This window comes from uncultured Bradyrhizobium sp. (genome assembly GCF_936943645.1).
Taxonomy (GTDB): Bacteria; Pseudomonadota; Alphaproteobacteria; order Rhizobiales; family Xanthobacteraceae; genus Bradyrhizobium.
Genome location: NZ_CAKZJO010000009.1, coordinates 1 through 15,877, shown reverse-complemented (window position 1 = coordinate 15,877; position 15,877 = coordinate 1). Strand labels below are relative to the sequence as shown.

17 protein-coding genes are annotated in these 15,877 nt (G+C 65.8%); 6 read left to right on the top strand and 11 right to left on the bottom strand.

The features are described 5' to 3' along the window. Nucleotides 1-836: 836 nt before the first annotated feature. The 3 genes from Q0743_RS01005 to Q0743_RS00995 form a co-directional block, all read right to left on the bottom strand. Nucleotides 837-1,313 (bottom strand): cyclic nucleotide-binding domain-containing protein, encoded by a 477-nt coding sequence (locus Q0743_RS01005; protein ID WP_298239739.1) that lies wholly within the window; start codon nucleotides 1,311-1,313, stop codon nucleotides 837-839. A gap of 94 nt (nucleotides 1,314-1,407) precedes the next feature. After that, nucleotides 1,408-2,046, bottom strand: coding sequence for a ferric reductase-like transmembrane domain-containing protein (locus Q0743_RS01000; RefSeq protein WP_298239738.1), 639 nt, complete (start codon nucleotides 2,044-2,046; stop codon nucleotides 1,408-1,410). Nucleotides 2,047-2,058: 12 nt separating this feature from the next. Then, a complete protein-coding gene (locus Q0743_RS00995) occupies nucleotides 2,059-2,562 on the bottom strand; it encodes a Twin-arginine translocation pathway signal (RefSeq protein WP_298239737.1) in 504 nt (167 codons plus the stop codon). 791 nt (nucleotides 2,563-3,353) lie between these two features. On the opposite strand from Q0743_RS00995, the gene Q0743_RS00990 reads away from it, so the two are divergent. Beyond that, nucleotides 3,354-4,361 (top strand): LLM class flavin-dependent oxidoreductase, encoded by a 1,008-nt coding sequence (locus Q0743_RS00990; RefSeq protein WP_298239736.1) that lies wholly within the window; start codon nucleotides 3,354-3,356, stop codon nucleotides 4,359-4,361. A gap of 13 nt (nucleotides 4,362-4,374) precedes the next feature. Here Q0743_RS00990 and Q0743_RS00985 read toward each other — a convergent pair whose 3' ends face one another. The 7 genes from Q0743_RS00985 to Q0743_RS00955 are packed head-to-tail and all read right to left on the bottom strand — an operon-like array spanning nucleotide 4,375 to nucleotide 10,669. Beyond that, on the bottom strand, nucleotides 4,375-6,051 hold the full coding sequence (locus Q0743_RS00985; RefSeq protein WP_298239735.1) for a tannase/feruloyl esterase family alpha/beta hydrolase: 1,677 nt from the start codon (nucleotides 6,049-6,051) through the stop codon (nucleotides 4,375-4,377). A 23-nt stretch (nucleotides 6,052-6,074) separates the two neighbouring features. Continuing rightward, nucleotides 6,075-6,950: an amidohydrolase gene (locus Q0743_RS00980; RefSeq protein ID WP_298239734.1), complete on the bottom strand. Its 876-nt coding sequence runs from the start codon at nucleotides 6,948-6,950 to the stop codon at nucleotides 6,075-6,077. Nucleotides 6,951-6,962: 12 nt separating this feature from the next. Continuing rightward, nucleotides 6,963-7,349 carry a RidA family protein gene (locus tag Q0743_RS00975; protein ID WP_298239733.1) on the bottom strand — a complete coding sequence of 129 codons (387 nt, stop codon included), beginning with the start codon at nucleotides 7,347-7,349 and terminating at the stop codon, nucleotides 6,963-6,965. A gap of 24 nt (nucleotides 7,350-7,373) precedes the next feature. Continuing rightward, entirely contained in the window at nucleotides 7,374-8,177 is an 804-nt protein-coding gene (gene hpaH, locus Q0743_RS00970) for a 2-oxo-hept-4-ene-1,7-dioate hydratase (protein WP_298239732.1), read from the bottom strand. Nucleotides 8,178-8,180: 3 nt separating this feature from the next. Beyond that, the gene (locus Q0743_RS00965; RefSeq protein ID WP_298239731.1) at nucleotides 8,181-9,041 is read right to left on the bottom strand and encodes a fumarylacetoacetate hydrolase family protein; all 861 of its coding nucleotides are present in this window, start codon (nucleotides 9,039-9,041) and stop codon (nucleotides 8,181-8,183) included. Nucleotides 9,042-9,082: 41 nt separating this feature from the next. Then, on the bottom strand, nucleotides 9,083-9,700 hold the full coding sequence (locus Q0743_RS00960; protein WP_298239730.1) for a flavin reductase family protein: 618 nt from the start codon (nucleotides 9,698-9,700) through the stop codon (nucleotides 9,083-9,085). 3 nt (nucleotides 9,701-9,703) lie between these two features. Continuing rightward, nucleotides 9,704-10,669: a tripartite tricarboxylate transporter substrate binding protein gene (locus Q0743_RS00955; RefSeq protein ID WP_298239729.1), complete on the bottom strand. Its 966-nt coding sequence runs from the start codon at nucleotides 10,667-10,669 to the stop codon at nucleotides 9,704-9,706. 128 nt (nucleotides 10,670-10,797) lie between these two features. Between Q0743_RS00955 and Q0743_RS00950 the strand changes: the two genes are divergently transcribed. From Q0743_RS00950 to Q0743_RS00935, 4 genes are all read left to right on the top strand, one after another. After that, nucleotides 10,798-11,589, top strand: coding sequence for an IclR family transcriptional regulator (locus tag Q0743_RS00950; protein WP_298239728.1), 792 nt, complete (start codon nucleotides 10,798-10,800; stop codon nucleotides 11,587-11,589). Nucleotides 11,590-11,825: 236 nt separating this feature from the next. Next, entirely contained in the window at nucleotides 11,826-13,121 is a 1,296-nt protein-coding gene (locus tag Q0743_RS00945; RefSeq protein WP_298239727.1) for an O-acetylhomoserine aminocarboxypropyltransferase, read from the top strand. 4 nt (nucleotides 13,122-13,125) lie between these two features. Continuing rightward, a complete protein-coding gene (locus Q0743_RS00940) occupies nucleotides 13,126-13,908 on the top strand; it encodes an alpha/beta hydrolase (RefSeq protein WP_298239726.1) in 783 nt (260 codons plus the stop codon). Nucleotides 13,909-13,975: 67 nt separating this feature from the next. Beyond that, the gene (locus Q0743_RS00935; RefSeq protein ID WP_298239725.1) at nucleotides 13,976-14,479 is read left to right on the top strand and encodes a DUF6496 domain-containing protein; all 504 of its coding nucleotides are present in this window, start codon (nucleotides 13,976-13,978) and stop codon (nucleotides 14,477-14,479) included. On the opposite strand, the gene Q0743_RS00930 is transcribed toward Q0743_RS00935, so the two are convergent. Beyond that, nucleotides 14,480-14,683 (bottom strand): hypothetical protein, encoded by a 204-nt coding sequence (locus tag Q0743_RS00930; RefSeq protein ID WP_298239724.1) that lies wholly within the window; start codon nucleotides 14,681-14,683, stop codon nucleotides 14,480-14,482. A gap of 389 nt (nucleotides 14,684-15,072) precedes the next feature. On the opposite strand from Q0743_RS00930, the gene Q0743_RS00925 reads away from it, so the two are divergent. Further along, nucleotides 15,073-15,804, top strand: a complete 732-nt coding sequence (locus Q0743_RS00925; RefSeq protein ID WP_298239723.1) for an SDR family NAD(P)-dependent oxidoreductase — start codon at nucleotides 15,073-15,075, stop codon at nucleotides 15,802-15,804. Nucleotides 15,805-15,877: the final 73 nt, after the last annotated feature.

Sequence of the window (15,877 nt, the reverse complement as noted above, 5' to 3'; positions counted from 1 at the left end):
CTGCGCGATGGTCGGACGGCTTATGCCGTGCTCTCCCGGGAGCCGAACTTTCCTTTGGCCTCCCTCGCGCCCTGCGAATTCGATGATGCAGTCTGCCCGGTTGGGCTCGCTCGCATCTTCGCTAGACTTGACCGTAGCAACGACGGCCAGGACCACACGGTTTTGCCGTACGCAGCAACATCGTTCGTCACACGGAGCACGACCTCACGAGGATCACCCGCCCTGGTCCCACCTTGCCGCGTCCGACGCAGCCGCGTCCACCGCAGCCCAGCCCACGTTCGTTGCGACGTACGATCGCCCCTCTCCTCGGGCCGGGATGGCGGGAATATGCCGCAATTCCGAATTTCGGTAAAGTGGAATATTTTTGGCGACGGGGATTGACAGGATTCGGGGTGTTTTGCCCGACGGGCGGCCACTGGGCCGCGCTGGTAAGGTTAATCCTTCCTTTCGATTGTCGGTAAAATTTTATCTATTATCGTCTTGGCCGTGGATGATGAACCAGGGGCTTCCAGAGTGCTTGCGTTTTGCCTGATCGTGACTGGGACTGCGTTGCTTCTCTCCGGCATCGTTGCCTTCGGCTTTCATCGAAACTCGCTGCACTCGATGGCGCTGCTGTAGCCGTGGCAGGGCACGGGCTTGCGGGATGGGCGGCTTGTCCGCAAGCGAGCGGCGCGCTCCGTCATTGCGAGCCAACGGGTCCGCGCGAAGCGCGGCCCGATGACAGGCTCCGCGAAGCAATCCAGGATCCTGCCGCGGACGGACTCTGGATTGCTTCGTCGCAAGAGCTCCTCGCAATGACGTGTTGAGAGACCGCCGTCATCCCTTCCTACGCGTCCTCAATTGTCGTTATCCGCCGCGCGCCCCGCGAACCGATCGTCCGCCCGGCGCAACCGGCGGGATAGTTCGCGGTTGATGTTCTGCAGCACGATCACATAGGCGTGGATGTCGGCCTTGTAGCAGGCGTAGAGATTTTTGGCGGTCAGCTCGTACAGCACGGTCGGCGCTTCCGCGACCACCGTTGCGGAGCGGTTCTGCATCTCGATCAGCGTCATCTCGCCGAAGAAATCACGGGGCTGCAGCACGGAGATCGGGATGACGCTCCCCGAATTCGTCCGCTTGCTCACCGCGAGGCGGCCGGACTTGACGATGAACATCGAACGTCCCGCCTCGCCTTCCGCCACGACGATGCTGCCCGCCTCGAAGCGGCGCTCGACCAGCATCGACATCAGGAGGTCGAGGCTTCCGTCCGAAAGCCCGCCGAAGAACGGCGTCGCGAGCAGGAACGCTTTCAGATCGGGGGCGGTGACGTTCATGACGCGAAGTTACGCCGCGACACGGGGTGCGGCAAGCAGCGCGGACAGAGCAAGATGGGTTTCGCTTTCGCTCTACCCATCCTACGCGATGCGCCTACTGGCGCGCGACACTTTCCCCGCGCAGCGTCCGTCGCTTTCGCCACACCTGCAGGTCAACCATGACCTTGACCGTCGCCGCGAGAACCGCTGCGCACAGCGCCGCCTTCGAGATCGTCTCCATCGTTCCCTCGATCAGGAGGCAATGGACCACGCTGCCGACGACGATGACGATGGCGAGCGGCGTGTGAATGAAGCGCCAGGTTCGCGGGCGCAGCTCCAGCCGCCGGCGCAGAAACGCCAGCAGCGCGACAAGGAAGATGGCCCACATCGCGGTGACACCGAAGGGCGAGAACGGCGTCGGCGAGGTATAGGTCAGCGCGTCGATCATGTCGGGCGGGCTGGTGATCCAGAGGCCGGCGACGTGGATCGCCACGGCCAGCACCAGCGCGCCGCCGATCCAGTGATGGGCACGCCGGCCGCGATAGGCCGACAGCGGCGCCAGATATCCGCCGATCAGCAAGGGCTGCACGAGCACGAGACCGAGCGCGACGATGCCGGCGAAGCCGGCGAGAATGTAAACCGGGCCGCGCCAGGCGAGCTGCTCGCTGGTCGCAGCCAGCGCAACAGGCACCCCGATCGCCACGGCAAGCGCGACCCAGATCAGGATCACCCGTGCCGATCTCCGCCCCGTCATGCGCCGGCCCGATCAGGCCGGCTGCAGCACGAAATGCGCCTCTAAGCTGGTTTCCTTGGCGCTGCGCATCACCGGCCGCAGGAACACGGTCTTGAACTCGCCGCTGTCATAGGCGAGGTGGCCGTGCGGCTGGCCGAAGATCGGAATGATCTGCGGCATCTCGAGCCGGAACTTGCCGTCCTTGTCGGTGAGTGTGGCGCCATGGCTCTGCGGCTCGTGCTCCTGGCCTTCGACCGTGTGCGCCCAGATCTGGATGCGCTGGCCCGCGAGCGGCGCCCCGTCGCCGGCGCGGCGAACGGTACCGCTCATCCAGAAGCCGCCCTTGCCGATGCGGTCCACGATCGCCGCGCCCTTGCGATAATTGTTCGCCCCGCCCGACATCGTTTCGGTCGGCGCAAGGCCGTCGGCGCTGGCGGGCAACATGAAGCCGGGCACGCCGGCTGCCACAATACCGGTTGTCAGGACCGCGCCGCCGGCGACGAGCAGGTTGCGGCGGTTGAGTACGACGGTGGTCATGTCGGTTCCTCCTGGCGAGCGGGCAGGCTTTGCCGAAGGTACAACAACAAGCGCGGGACGCCCAGTTGAGTGGGTGCAATAACAAGGTTGTGAATGGCTTCCAGGCCATCGCCGCCGGCGATGTATCCTCACAACGGATAGCGATCTCGACGTCGTCAATAACCCAAATAACGAGGCAAATTCGTGCAACCAAACAGCATGATCCAGAGCGGAGATGTGCAAAACAGACTCCAGAACACATTCAGGAGCACAAACACTCCGTTGTATTGAAAGGTGGCGGGATTGGGCCTGTAGCGGTCGTACAGCTTCTTCGGCAGGAAATTTGGGAGAGGCCCATGGTAAGTGCCAGCCGCACTATCATAGAAAGTCTGGGAGAACCACTCCCACCGCAGGACATTGTAGCAGATCGAGATCGTAGGCAAAGCCGTAAACATGCCTACGAAGACCCACAGCGACGCCCCTCGTCCGTTCGTGTTGTTAATCATCCAGCCCGAACAGCGGCTCTGACTCGGATCAACAAAGATGAGGATAACCAGAGCGCACATGAGCCACCCGACACAGGTAGCTGCCGCGCATCTCGCGACCTTCAGACAGAAATCCGGATCGTAGTTGGGAAGATGCGGTCGCTCGTTCATAGATTGTAGTTTAGCCGGCCGCATCCAGAGCTGCAATAATGGACGCAGGGACAGGCCCGCCTTGGTCAGAAGCGGCCTGCAACGCGCTAACATTCTCACCGCTAGTCCCTATATGTGAGAATGCCGCGCACATCGCGTTTCCATCTGGACCCCCGCATGATCCCCTTCTCCGTGCTCGACCTCGCGCCGATTTGCCAGGGCGGCGACGCCGCGCAGGCGTTCCGCAACTCGCTCGATCTTGCCCGGCATGCGGAAGGCTGGGGCTTCAAGCGGTTCTGGCTGGCCGAGCATCACAACATGACGGGCATCGCCAGCGCCGCGACATCCGTGGTGATCGGCCACATCGCGGGCGGCACGACAACGATCCGCGTCGGCTCCGGCGGGATCATGCTGCCGAACCATTCGCCGCTGGTCATCGCCGAACAGTTCGGCACGCTGGAATCGCTCTATCCCGGGCGGATCGATCTCGGGCTCGGGCGGGCGCCGGGCACCGACCAGTTCACGGCGCGGGCGATGCGGCGCGACCTCGCGACGGCATCGGAGAATTTTCCGCATGACGTGCTGGAGCTGCAGGCGCTGCTCGGCGACGTGCGGCCGAACCAGGCGATCCGCGCCGTGCCCGGCATGGGAACGAAGGTGCCGCTGTGGATTTTGGGATCGAGCACCTTTGGCGCACAGCTTGCCGCGATGCTCGGGCTGCCGTTCGCCTTCGCCTCGCATTTCGCGCCGCAGATGATGATGCCGGCGCTGCGCGAATATCGCGCGCGCTTCGAGCCGTCGGCACAGCTCGACAAGCCCTATGCGATGATCGGGGTCAACGTGTTCGCCGCCGACAGCGACGCCGAGGCGCAGCGGATGTTCTCCTCGCTCCAGCAGGCGTTCATCAACCTGCGCCGCGGCACACCGGGCCCGCTGCCGCCGCCGGTGGATGACATGGACGCGCTTTGGTCGCCGGCCGAAAAGGCGATGGTGGGCCAGTCGCTGTCGTGCTCCGCGGTCGGAACGCCCGATGTGGTCGAGGAGAAGCTAAGGGCGCTGATCGCCGATACTGGCGCGGACGAACTGATCACCACCGGGCAGATCTACGACCACGCCGCGCGGCTGCGCTCGTTCGAGATCGCGGCCGAGGTGCGGGACCGGCTGGCGAAGCGGCCGGCGGCGTGAGCACCACGACGGCTTAAAGGACGGCGCAGCTGAAGTTCGCGGCCTGCTCGATGCTGCCTTGGCCGAGATAGCGCGCCTGGCGCGGATAGGGGCACAGCGGCCGGCTGCGATCCGGCCAGGGCGTCTTCGCCCCCGCGCGCGCGTCGATGCGCTCGGGCGCGCGGCCCTGCTCGACCCAGGCCACCAGCGGGGTCAGCACGTCGAAGCTGTCGGTGGCAGGCCCTCCCGCACAATGGTTCATGCCCGGCACGAGGAAGAGGCGGGCGAAGTCGGCCGTCTCCTTCTCGCCGCCCGCGGCATTGGTGAGCCGCTTGTACCAGTCGAGCGTATCCAGCGCCGAAAACGTGGGATCGCTGACGCCGTGATAGAGCAGCAGCTTGCCGCGCCGCTGCCGGAAAGTGGAGAGATCGACCGAGTTCGCCGAGATCGTCTGCACGGAAGACTCAGGCATCGCTGCGCTCGTGCCGAAAATTCTCGCATGAGCCTCCGTCACATCCACGGTGCGGTAGAAATCGTAGACGGCGTCCGCGTCGTTGGCCAAGGGCGCGTGGGGCGGCGTCATGTAGAGATAGGCCAGACTTGCGCCAAAGGACACGTTGAAGGCGTTGACGCGGCTGTCGGGCGCGGTGCCGAGAGTCCAGCGCCGCCATCCCTCGGTGGCAATGCCGGAATCATAGGGATAGGACGCATAGATCCGGCGGCCCTGAGCCGTGGTCGGCCCCTGGAAATAGTTTTCGAGCGCGCCAACCTGTGCGGCCGAAAGACAGCTCGCGGTCTTCTCGGCGGGACATTGCAGCGCGCGCGGCGAGAAACGGCAGGCCGGCACATTGTCGATGATGCCGTCTGCAAGGCCGTCGGCTTCATCGCAGGATTGAACGATCGCCCTGGAAAGCAAGTCCATATCGGCCTGGGACAAGGCCTGCGACAGGATGGGGCGGCCGTCAGGCGCCTTCGGTGCGATCGCCGCAAAGCCTTGCGTCACGGCGGCGCCCGAGAGCCCCTTCTCCGGCATTCGAAATGCCGGCGCGCCGGCTGCCACGCCATCGAAATGCTCCGGAAAGCGCTGCGTGATCACCATGCCGTGCCGCCCGCCGTTGGAGCAGCCGAGGAAATAAGAGTATTTCGGCAAGCGGCCGTAATAGGCCTGGATGAAGCGTTTCGCCTGCCGCGTCACGACGTCGTCGGCGCGATAGCCGAAATCGATCCGCGCCTGCGGATCGAGGCCGAAGCTGGCGCCGCCGAGCGGGCCCGGCGCGTTGCTGTGGCCGGCATCGGTCGTCACCGTCGCATAGCCCTGATTGAGCGCGCTCGGCTGTCCGCCGCCGGGCAGCGCGTCGCCGCTGCCGAGCACGCCGTCCGTGCCGCCCTGCCCCTGGAACACGAAGCGGCCGTTCCATGCCTGCGGCAATCTGAGATGCAGGCCGATGGCAAGCTTCTGGCCCTCGGCGCCGGTTCGCTCGTCGAGATACGCGATCACCTCGCAATGCGCAGCCATTCCGCCCGCAGCCGGGCGCGACTGCGCCTCGCTGACGCGCATCGCCGCACCGGCCTCCGACTGAAGCCGATCGCATGCGATCACGGGCGGGATGGAGTTGTTGTCGGCGGCCGCGGCCGCGGTACTTCCGATGCAAGCCAGCGCCGCGCCGAGCCAAAGCCGGCGACGCGGCCATCGTGCGTTGACGACCAACATGCGCTCCCCCCGCGAATGCCCGGCTAGTCCGGAAAGCCGAACAGCTTTGCCGGATTGTGCACCAGGATCTTCTCCAGCTCCGTCTGGTCGGCGACGTAGCGGTACATCAATTCGAGCAAATCGGCATCGTTCGGCGGCTGCTTCACCGAGACCGGATGCGGCCAGTCGCTGGCCCAGACGCAGCGGTCGATTGCGGCCTCGATATAGGCGCGCGCGATCGGAATGACGTCGTCGTAGGGCGCACCAAGCTTCGAGGTCTTCTCGCCGAGCGACAGCATGACCCAGAAATTGCCCTTGCCGAGCAGCTCCAGCATCTTGCGCAAATTCGGATCGTTCCTGCCGGCCTCCGGATCGGGCCGCGCCATGTGGTCGATCAGCACGGGGACGTCGAGATTCTCGTATTTGGCGACGCTGGAGACGATGCCGTCCTTCTCCGGCTGGATCTTTGCGTACCAGCCGAGCTCGCGGATGCGGGCGATGGCGCGGGCGAAATCGGCGTCGGACAACACCGCACCCAGCTCCTGGCGGAAGCTGAAGCGCGCGCCGCGCACGCCCGCATCGTGCAGCTTGGCAAGATAAGAGTCGTTGGCTTCCGCGAACACCAGCGCGTTGGCGCAGCCGCGATAGTTCGGGCCCATCGCGGCCAGGCCGTCGAGCACGACGGCATGATCGGCGCCGTAGGTCGTGGTCTGCACGATGATACCGCGCTCGATGCCGAGCGCCCTGTGCATGCGCAGCGCCGCTTCCCAGGTCGCGGTCGGCATCCGGTACGCCGCACCCGGACGCTCCGGATATTTCTCGATCGGACCCAGCACGTGGAACTGGCTGTCGACGGTCTTCGGCGGCGGCGCCTTCACCGGGCGGCGCGGATTGGGATCGAACGGCAGATAGGTCGGCATGCAAAGACTCCTTCAGTCGATCACGGCGGTGAAGTCGCACTGCACCAGCGCGCCGCCGTCCATATTGTCCATCGGCAGCGCGTGACGCGCCGGGCGCGAATGCTCGTCCGGAAACATCTTGAGCCATTCGACATTGATGGGCCCGCGATTGCCGCGGTCCTTCAGCCACACCGTCATCTTGATGATGTCGTCGGTGGTGCCGCCGGCAGCCTCCACCGTCGCCTTCATATGCGCGAACATGTTGGCGCATTGGGCATCGAGGCTCTCCGGCATCGCGTTGGTCGCGGGATCGCGGCCGAGGATGACGCCGGACATCACGAGATTGCCGATGCGACAGGCGTTCGGGATCGGGTTGACGTGCTTGAAGCCGCCGATGTGGATGCTCTTGCGCCGCGACATGTTGCGCTCCCTGTTATTGCTGGTTCAGACGAACTGGCACGACACCGAGCCGAACGGGCCGTAATCGGCGTGAAAGGTGTCGCCGCGGCGGATGTCGACGGGACGCGTGAACGAGCCCGCCAGCACGACCTCGCCGGCCTTGAGGTGCTCGTCATGCGGCGCCAGCCGATTGGCGAGCCAGGCGATGCCGTTGGCGGGATGGTTGAGCACGCCGGCGGCAAGCCCGGTCTCCTCGACCTCGCCATTGCGGAACAAGAGCGCGCCGATCCAGCGCAGATCGGCATCCATCGGGCGAATCGGCCGGCCGCCGAGCACCAGCGCGGCATTCGCCGCGTTGTCCGAGATCGTGTCCATCACCTTGCGCGCCTTGCCGGTCTCGGGGTCGACGCGATGCATGCGCGTCTCCAGAATCTCCAGCGCGGGCGTGACGTAGTCGGTGGCGTTGAGCACGTCGAAGATGGTGCAGTCGGGCCCGCGCAGCGGCGCCTTCAGCACGAAGGCGAGCTCGACCTCGATGCGCGGCGCGTGGAAGCGATCGAACGGGATCGGCGTCGCGTCGGCATAGAACATGTCGGCGAACAGCACGCCGTAGTCGGGCTCGTTGATGCCGACCGCGTTCTGCATCGCCTTCGAGGTCAGGCCGATCTTGTGGCCCTTGATGATCCGTCCCCGGCCGAGCTGGAGCTTGGTCCAGGCGCGCTGGACGGCATAGGCATCCTCGATGCTGAAATCGGGATAGTCCTTCGTGAACATGTTGATCAGCGTCTTGGTGCGCTCGGCCTCGTCGAGGCGCGCGGCAAGGCGTTCGATCGTCGCATTGTCCAGCATTGCCTATTGCTCCGCGGCGACGGTGTTGCGGAGCACGCCGATGCGGCTCGACTCGACCTCGACGACGTCGCCGACCTGCAGCCAGCGCGGCGGATCGAAGCGCGCGCCCGCACCGGTCGGCGTGCCCGTCACGATCATGTCGCCGGGTTTGAGGGTTGCGAAGGTGGAGAGATAGGAGATGATGAAGTCGAACGGGAACATCAGCCGCTCGGTGGTGTCCTGCTGCCGCACCTCGCCGTTGACGCGGGTAACGATGTCGTGCGGCCCGCGCGGGTCGAGCTCGTCCGAGGTGACGATCCACGGGCCGATGCTGCCGGAGCGGTCGAAATTCTTGCCCTGCGTGACGTTGAACTTGCCGTGGCGCAGCCAGTCGCGGATGGTGCCCTCGTTGCACAAGGTCATGCCGAAGATGTGCGCCCACGCCTTATCGCGCGGGATGTGGCGGCCGCCCTGCCCGATCACGATGACGAGCTCGCCCTCGTAATCGAGCTGATCCGAAACCTTGGGCTTCTCGAGCGGCTGACCGGAGCCCGTCATCGAGGACATGCTGCGCACGAACAGGCTGGGATATTTGGGCAGGTCCGAATTGTCTTTGTATTCGGCATTGCGCTCGGCGTAGTTGACGCCGATGCACCAGAGCTTTTCCGGCGCCAGCACCGGCGGCAGCAGGACGAGCTTGTCCAGCGCGTGATCGGGCTTTTGTCCGGCGACGGCTTCCTGCGCGTCGGCGAGCGCGTTGGCGGCGATCAGCGCCTTCACATCCGAATAGTCGCGCCCGATCCGCCTGGTCAGATCGACCACGCCATCAGCAACGGCCGCGCCGTAGCGCGGCTCTCCATCCAAGAGATAGCTTACGAGGCGCATGGTCGTTCTCCAATGGTGGTCGGGCAGCGCGGCGGGCGCGCTCAGTCTTTCGATTTGGGGGTCTGGAACACGGTGTTCAGCGTCACGATCTCGCCGAGGGTGGCGTAGCGCGGACCGCCGATGCGCGCGATCGGGTCGAGCGCCTTGGTCTCGACCTTGCCGTCGTTGACGAGGCCGTCGCGCAGATGGAACATCACGACCTCGCCGACGATGAGCCGGCTCCTGGCCTCGCCGAACTCCAGGCACTGGCGGAAGCGGCATTCCATCGCGACGGGTGCTGCGGCCAGCCGCGGCACCTTGATGCGCTCGCACGCAAGCGTCTCCAGCCCGAGATGCTCGACCTCGCTGATCTCAGGCGGATGCTCGACCGATGAGTCGTGCACCGCCGACATCAGCGGCGTATCGGCGATGTGGATGACGTATTCCTCGGTATCGAGGATGTTGTGCGCGGTGTCCTTGTAATCGGCGCCCTTGCGGCCGACGCTGATGGCGAGCATCGGCGGCTTCTGCGAGACGAAGGTGAAGGCGCTGAACGGGGCGAGGTTGAGCACGCCCGCGGCCGACAGGCTCGTGACCCACGCGATCGGGCGCGGCACCACGATGCCGGTCATCAGGCGGTAGATGCGCTCGGCGCCGAGCTCGGCGGGATCGATCCGCATCGATCAATCCGCCCTGATATTGGCCTTGCGCACCACCGGGATCCACTTGGCGTCCTCGCGCTCGAGATAGGCCTTGAACGCGTCCGGCGTCATCGGCGTTGCTTCGCCGCCCAGCTTCTCGAACTTGTCGACGACAGCAGGGTCCTTCAGGATCGCGACCAGCGTCTCGTGCAGCTTGTCGATGACGGGCGCGGGCGTGCCCGCGGGCGCGAACAGGCCGGTAAAGGTCTGGCCGTCAAAGTCCTTGTAGCCGAGCTCGGCGAAGGTCGGCACGTCCGGCAGCGACTTCAGGCGGTGCGGTGAGGTGACGGCGAGCGCGCGGAACAGGCCGGCCTTGATGTGCTGGAGGCTGACCGTGAGCTGGTCGAACGCGAACTGCACCTGGCCGCCGAGCAGGTCGTTGATGGCCGGCGCATTGCCGCGATAATGCGCGGTGACCCATTGCAGGCCGAGGTTCTCCTGCATCAGCTCGCTGAGCAGGTGGTTGGTGGTGCCGGGACCGGGCGACGCCATGGTCAGCTTGCCGGGCTCGCGCTTGGCAAGATCGATGAATTCCTTGAAATTGTTGGCCTGCACCGACGGATGCACCTCGAGCACCAGGGGCGTCATCGAGATGGTCGAGATCGGCATGAAGTCCTTTTTCCAGTTATAGGCGTCACGCTTGTTGATCTCGGTCGCGAACAGCACCGGGCCGTTGGCGCCGACGAACAGCGTGTAGCCGTCGGGCGCCGACTTCGCGAACGCCTCTCCCGCGATCATGCCGCCGGCGCCGGCCTTGTTCTCGATGATGAAGGGCTGGCCGAGCTTTTCCTGCAGCTTGTCGGCGACGATGCGCGCGGCGCTGTCGACATTTCCTCCGGCAGGGTAAGGCACGATCAGCTTGACGCTCCGCGCCGGCCATTGCTGGGCCGACACGGGCCCCGCCAGCATTGCGGCCATTGCAGCGATGGCAATCCAGATTAATCTCATGTTAACCTCCCGACGGCGCTTCCAATTCCATGTCGAGCGCCTGCCGTTGCGCATGGCGCCCGATCGGGCCGCAATCTCCAGATGCGCGCTTTACCTGTCGAGTGAATTGTGGCGTTCTTGTCCATATTATGGACAAGAACAGATTCACCCGCAACGCGACGTCGCCGCGGCAGGGCGCGCAGGCGATCCGGCGCGCCCTGGCGGTGCTGCGCATTCTTGCCGCAGGCCGCGAGGCCGGTGTGCCATTGGCCGAGGTCGTGCAGGCGACGGGCCTCACCCGCCCTACCGTGCATCGCATCGTGCACGTGCTGATCGAGGAAGGCATCGTCGAGCGGAACGAGAAGAGCGGCCACTACGCGATCGGCAACCAGGTCCCCGAGTTGGCGCTGGCGCGGCCGCGGCCGTCGCGGCTCTTGATCGCGGCCAATCCGTCGCTGCAACGGGCCTCCACCGAGATCGGCGACACGCTGTTCCTGACCGTGCGCACCGGCAACGACACGCTGTGCGTCGATCGCCGGATCGGCATCTATCCGATCCAGGTGCTGTCGATCGAGGTCGGCGCCCGCCGGCCGCTCGGCGTCTCGAGTGCCGGTGTTGCGATCCTTGCCGCGATGCCGGCGCAGGACGCGCGAAAAATCGTCGCAGCCAACGAGAAGAGATTCGAGGCCTACAAGACCGACATGGCGACGGTCCTTGGCGAGATCACCGCCGCGCGGCGGCTCGGATACGGCATGCGGGAGATCGGCCTGATCCAGGGCACGAAATCGATCTCGACCTGGATCAAGACCCCGGACGGGCAGCCCGCCGCGGCGATGACCGTCTCCGCCGTTCGAACGAGGCTCGGCCCACGGCGCGAGCAGGAGGTCGCGGAGATCCTGTTGCGGGAGACGCGCGTGATCGAGCAGGCGATCGGGGGGTAGTTTTCGCCGAGACGCATGCGGCTCTCCTTCGCCTCTCCCCGCGTGCGGGGAGAGGCCGGAATTCGAGCGAAGCTTGAATTCCGGGTGAGGGGGAGTCTCCTGCAGAGAGTCCCCCTCACCCCGACCCTCTCCCCGCAAGCGGGGCGAGGGGGCGCACCACCACTGTCAATGGGCTGACTTCGCACTCCATTTTGTGGCACAACGCCCCCTCCACCGACCGACCAACGAGGCCACGCATGCCCGCGCCGAAACCGCCTGCCTTCGAGACCCTGAGCCTGCATGCGGGCCAGCATCCGGATCCCGTGACCGGGGCCCGGGCGGTGCCGATCTACCAGACCACGTCCTACGTGTTCCAGGATTCCGACCATGCTGCCGCGCTGTTCAACCTGGAGCGCGCCGGCCACATCTATACGCGCATCTCCAATCCGACCACCGGCGTGCTGGAGGAGCGGCTCGCCGCCCTCGAAGGCGGTGTCGGCGCGCTCTGCACCGCGAGCGGCATGGCCGCGCTGCATCTGGCGATCGCAACGCTGCTCAACGCCGGCGACCACATCGTGGCGTCGAGCTCGCTCTATGGCGGCACCATCAATCTGCTCGCGCACACGCTGCCGCGCTTCGGCATCACCACGACCTTCGTCAAGCCGCGCGACCACGACGCGTTCCGCGCGGCAATCAAGCCGAACACGAAGCTCGTGATCGGCGAGACCATCGGCAATCCCGGCCTCGAAGTCCTCGACATCCCCAAGGTCGCTGCGATCGCACATGAGGCAAAGATTCCGCTCTTGATCGACAATACCTTTGCCACGCCCTATCTCAGCCGTCCGATCGAGCTCGGCGCGGACATCGTGATGCATTCGGCGACCAAATGGATCGGCGGCCACGGCATCGCGATCGGCGGCGCCATCGTGGACGGCGGCCGGTTCGACTGGCGCGGCTCCGGCAAGTTCGGCGTGCTGACCGAGCCCTATGGCGGCTATCACGGCATCGTCTTCGACGAGCAGTTCGGCACCGCCGCCTTCATCATGCGCGCGCGCACCGAAGGCCTGCGCGATTTCGGCGCCTGCCTGTCGCCGACCAACGCGTTCCAGCTGCTGCAGGGCATCGAAACGCTCGGCGTGCGCATGGACCGCCACATGCAGAACACGCACTCCGTGCTGGACGCGCTGAAATCCAACAAGGCGGTCGACTGGGTGCTGCATCCCTCGCTGGAGACTCACACGGACTATCAGCTCGCCAAGCAGCTGCTGCCGCGCGGCGCCGGCTCGATCATCTCCTTCGGCATCAAGGGCGGGAGGCCTGCGGGCCGCAAGTTCATCGAGAGCTTGCGCATGATCAGCCATCTCGCCAATGTCGGCGACGCCAAGACGCTGGTGATCCACCCGGCCTCGACCACGCATCAACAGATGGATGCCGAGCAGCTCAAGGCGGCCGGCATCGGCGAAGAGCTGGTGCGGCTGTCGGTCGGCATCGAGACGGCCAGCGACATCATCGACGATCTCGCGCAGGCGCTGCGCATCTCGCAGAAGGTCTGACACCATGAAGCTCTCCGTCAACGGCCTCGAGGTGTTCGCTGCCACCGGCGGCCGCGACTTCGACAAGTCGCTGCCCACGGTCGTCTTCCTCCACGGCGCCGGCTTCGACCATTCCACCTGGGCGCTGCATACGCGCTGGTTCGCCCATCACGGCTTCGGCGTGCTGGCGCCCGATCTTCCCGGGCACGGCCGCTCGGCCGGGCCTTCGCTCGGCAGCATCGCCGAGATGGCCGACTGGACCGCGGCGCTGCTCGACGCGGCAGGAACCACGAAGGCACATCTGATCGGCCATTCCATGGGATCGCTGATTTCGCTGGAGGCCGCCGCACGCCATCCCGACAAGGTCTCGGCCCTGAGCCTGATCGGCACGGCCGCGACCATGACGGTGGGCCCGGATCTCCTCAAGGCTGCCGAAGCCAATTCGCAGGATGCCAACGACATGGTGTCGATCTGGGGCCTCGGCTTCAATGCCGAGCTCGGCGGCAGCCTCGCGCCGGGCCTGTGGATGCATGGCGGCGCGCAGGCCGTGCTAAAAGCGTGCGAGCCGGGTGTGCTGTTCAGGGATTTGTCGGCCTGCAATGCTTACACGAATGCGCTCGCTGCCGCCGCGACCGTCAAGGTGCCGACGACGCTCATTCTCGGCGAGCGCGACATGATGACGCCGGCAAAGGCGGGCAAGGCGCTTGCCGACGCGATCCCGCATGCAAAGACCGTCGTCGTGCCGGGCGCCGGGCACATGATCATGGCCGAGCGGCCGGATGAATTGCTGGCGGCCCTGCGAAGCTGAAGAGGATCAATCGATCGTCTTGCGCGTTGCGGTGAGGCATCCCTGTCCATGTTGAGGGAACTCACCCATGCCAAGACAAGACGTGATCCGCAAAGCGAAGCAGGACAAGCGCGCCGGGAAATCCGCGAGCACGCAGGCCGGCGAATTCGTCAAGGACGAGATCGACAGGATCCGGAAAGGCAAGCACGGCGCGCGCTCGACCAAGCAGGCCATTGCCATCGGCCTGTCGGAGGCGCGCCGCGCCGGCGTCGACCTGCCGCCACCGCGCAAGGGACGCACGAAGAAATCGACGCGCCGCAGCGCCGAATACGCTTACGAGGTCGGCCAGGGCAAACGCACGCCCAAGCGCCGGCCGAAAGTGTCGCGCGCGGTCGAGAACGTCCTGAAGAAGGAACCGCGCTCGACCGCCTCGCGCAGCGCGCTGTCGAAACAGGGCAAGCGCGCCGCGAGCCGGCGACCGGCCGCATCGCGTTCTGCCGCGGCGCGGAAGGCCAGCCGGACCAAGGGCGCCAAGGCCCGCTCCACTGCCGCAAAGAAGGCCGCACGCACCAGGGCGCGCCGCCGCAGCTGATCAGCTCAGACGTCGGCTCCGCTCGGAGAGCACTGCGTGCGCAGCGCGTTCGGCTTCGCGCGCCGAGCGGAACTGGCGGCCTTCGAGACTGTCGAACAGGCGCTCGGAGGAAAAGAAGCGGAAGCCGCGAACATCTCGCGTGATGATGCCGGCGGCGCGGTCGTGGATCTCGATGATGTAGGCGTTCGACTGTTGCTGGGACATGACTGCTCGCTCGCCGAAGGTTCGGCGTTCCTGTCTTGGAATTTTCGGTGCGGGAGTTGCCGGGAGACGGTCAGCAACAACAACAGGCGCCGGTTGCCGCCGAGACACAGCGCCGCGTCATGCACGCATGCATGCCGTTTCGATTGCGCTGGTGGTCGGTTCTCATGGTGCGGCTTCGAGCTCGAGGAGCAGTTTCGATGCTCCGAATATCAAGCGATTGGTGCGCCAGGTCAATGAAATGGCCATCCATATTTGCGCTAGCCGCACTCCGGCGCTTCTCTTGCGGGAAGCGCCTGCAGACGGATTCATCTCGCGATGAGTTCAACGCGCGCGAGCGGTGAGCATGATAGGCTTTACGCACCACAAACCTGATTTGGGAGGTTCCAGACATGGCGGATGCTCTGACGGGGCGCACCGCGCTCGTCACCGGCGGCTCGCGCGGAATTGGCGCGGCCGTCTGTCGTGCGCTGGCTGAAGCCGGTGCGGCGGTGGCGATCAACTGCCGCGAGCAGATCGGCCAGGCCGAGAAGCTGGTGGGCGAAATCGTCAAGCAGGGCGGCCGCGCCATCGTCGTCGCTGCCGACGTCTCGCAAGCCGGGGCCGTCACCGCGATGGTCGAGCGCGTCACGGCCGGACTCGGGCCGATCGACGTCCTCGTCAACAATGCCGGCATTGCCATCACGCGCGGCGTCGACGATCTCACCGAGGACGATTTCGACCGCACCATCCTGGTCAATTTGAAGTCCGCCTTTCTGTGCACGCAGGCCGTGTTGCCGTCGATGCGGTCGCGAAAATGGGGCCGGATCGTCAACATCTCCTCGGGCGCGGCACGCGGGGCCGGCTCGATCGGCCCGCATTACAATGCATCCAAGGCCGGCATGGAGGGCCTGACGCGCGGCTACGCGGCACGCCTCGTGAAGGACGGCATCACCGTCAACGCCGTGGCGCCGTCGCTGATCGAGACCGACATGATGAGCGGCCAGCCCCAGCTCGTCAGCCGCATCCCGCTCGGCCGTTTCGGCACGGCAGATGAGGTGGCGAAAGCGGTGATGCTGCTGGTGGACAACGCCTACATGACCGGACAGACGGTCGCGCTGAGCGGCGGGATGGCGTTTAATTGACGCGTGGCGCCGAGGCGCACGCCGCCATCAGAGCTCGGGAGGTGCAGTAGGGTGGGCAAAGCGCAGCGTGCCC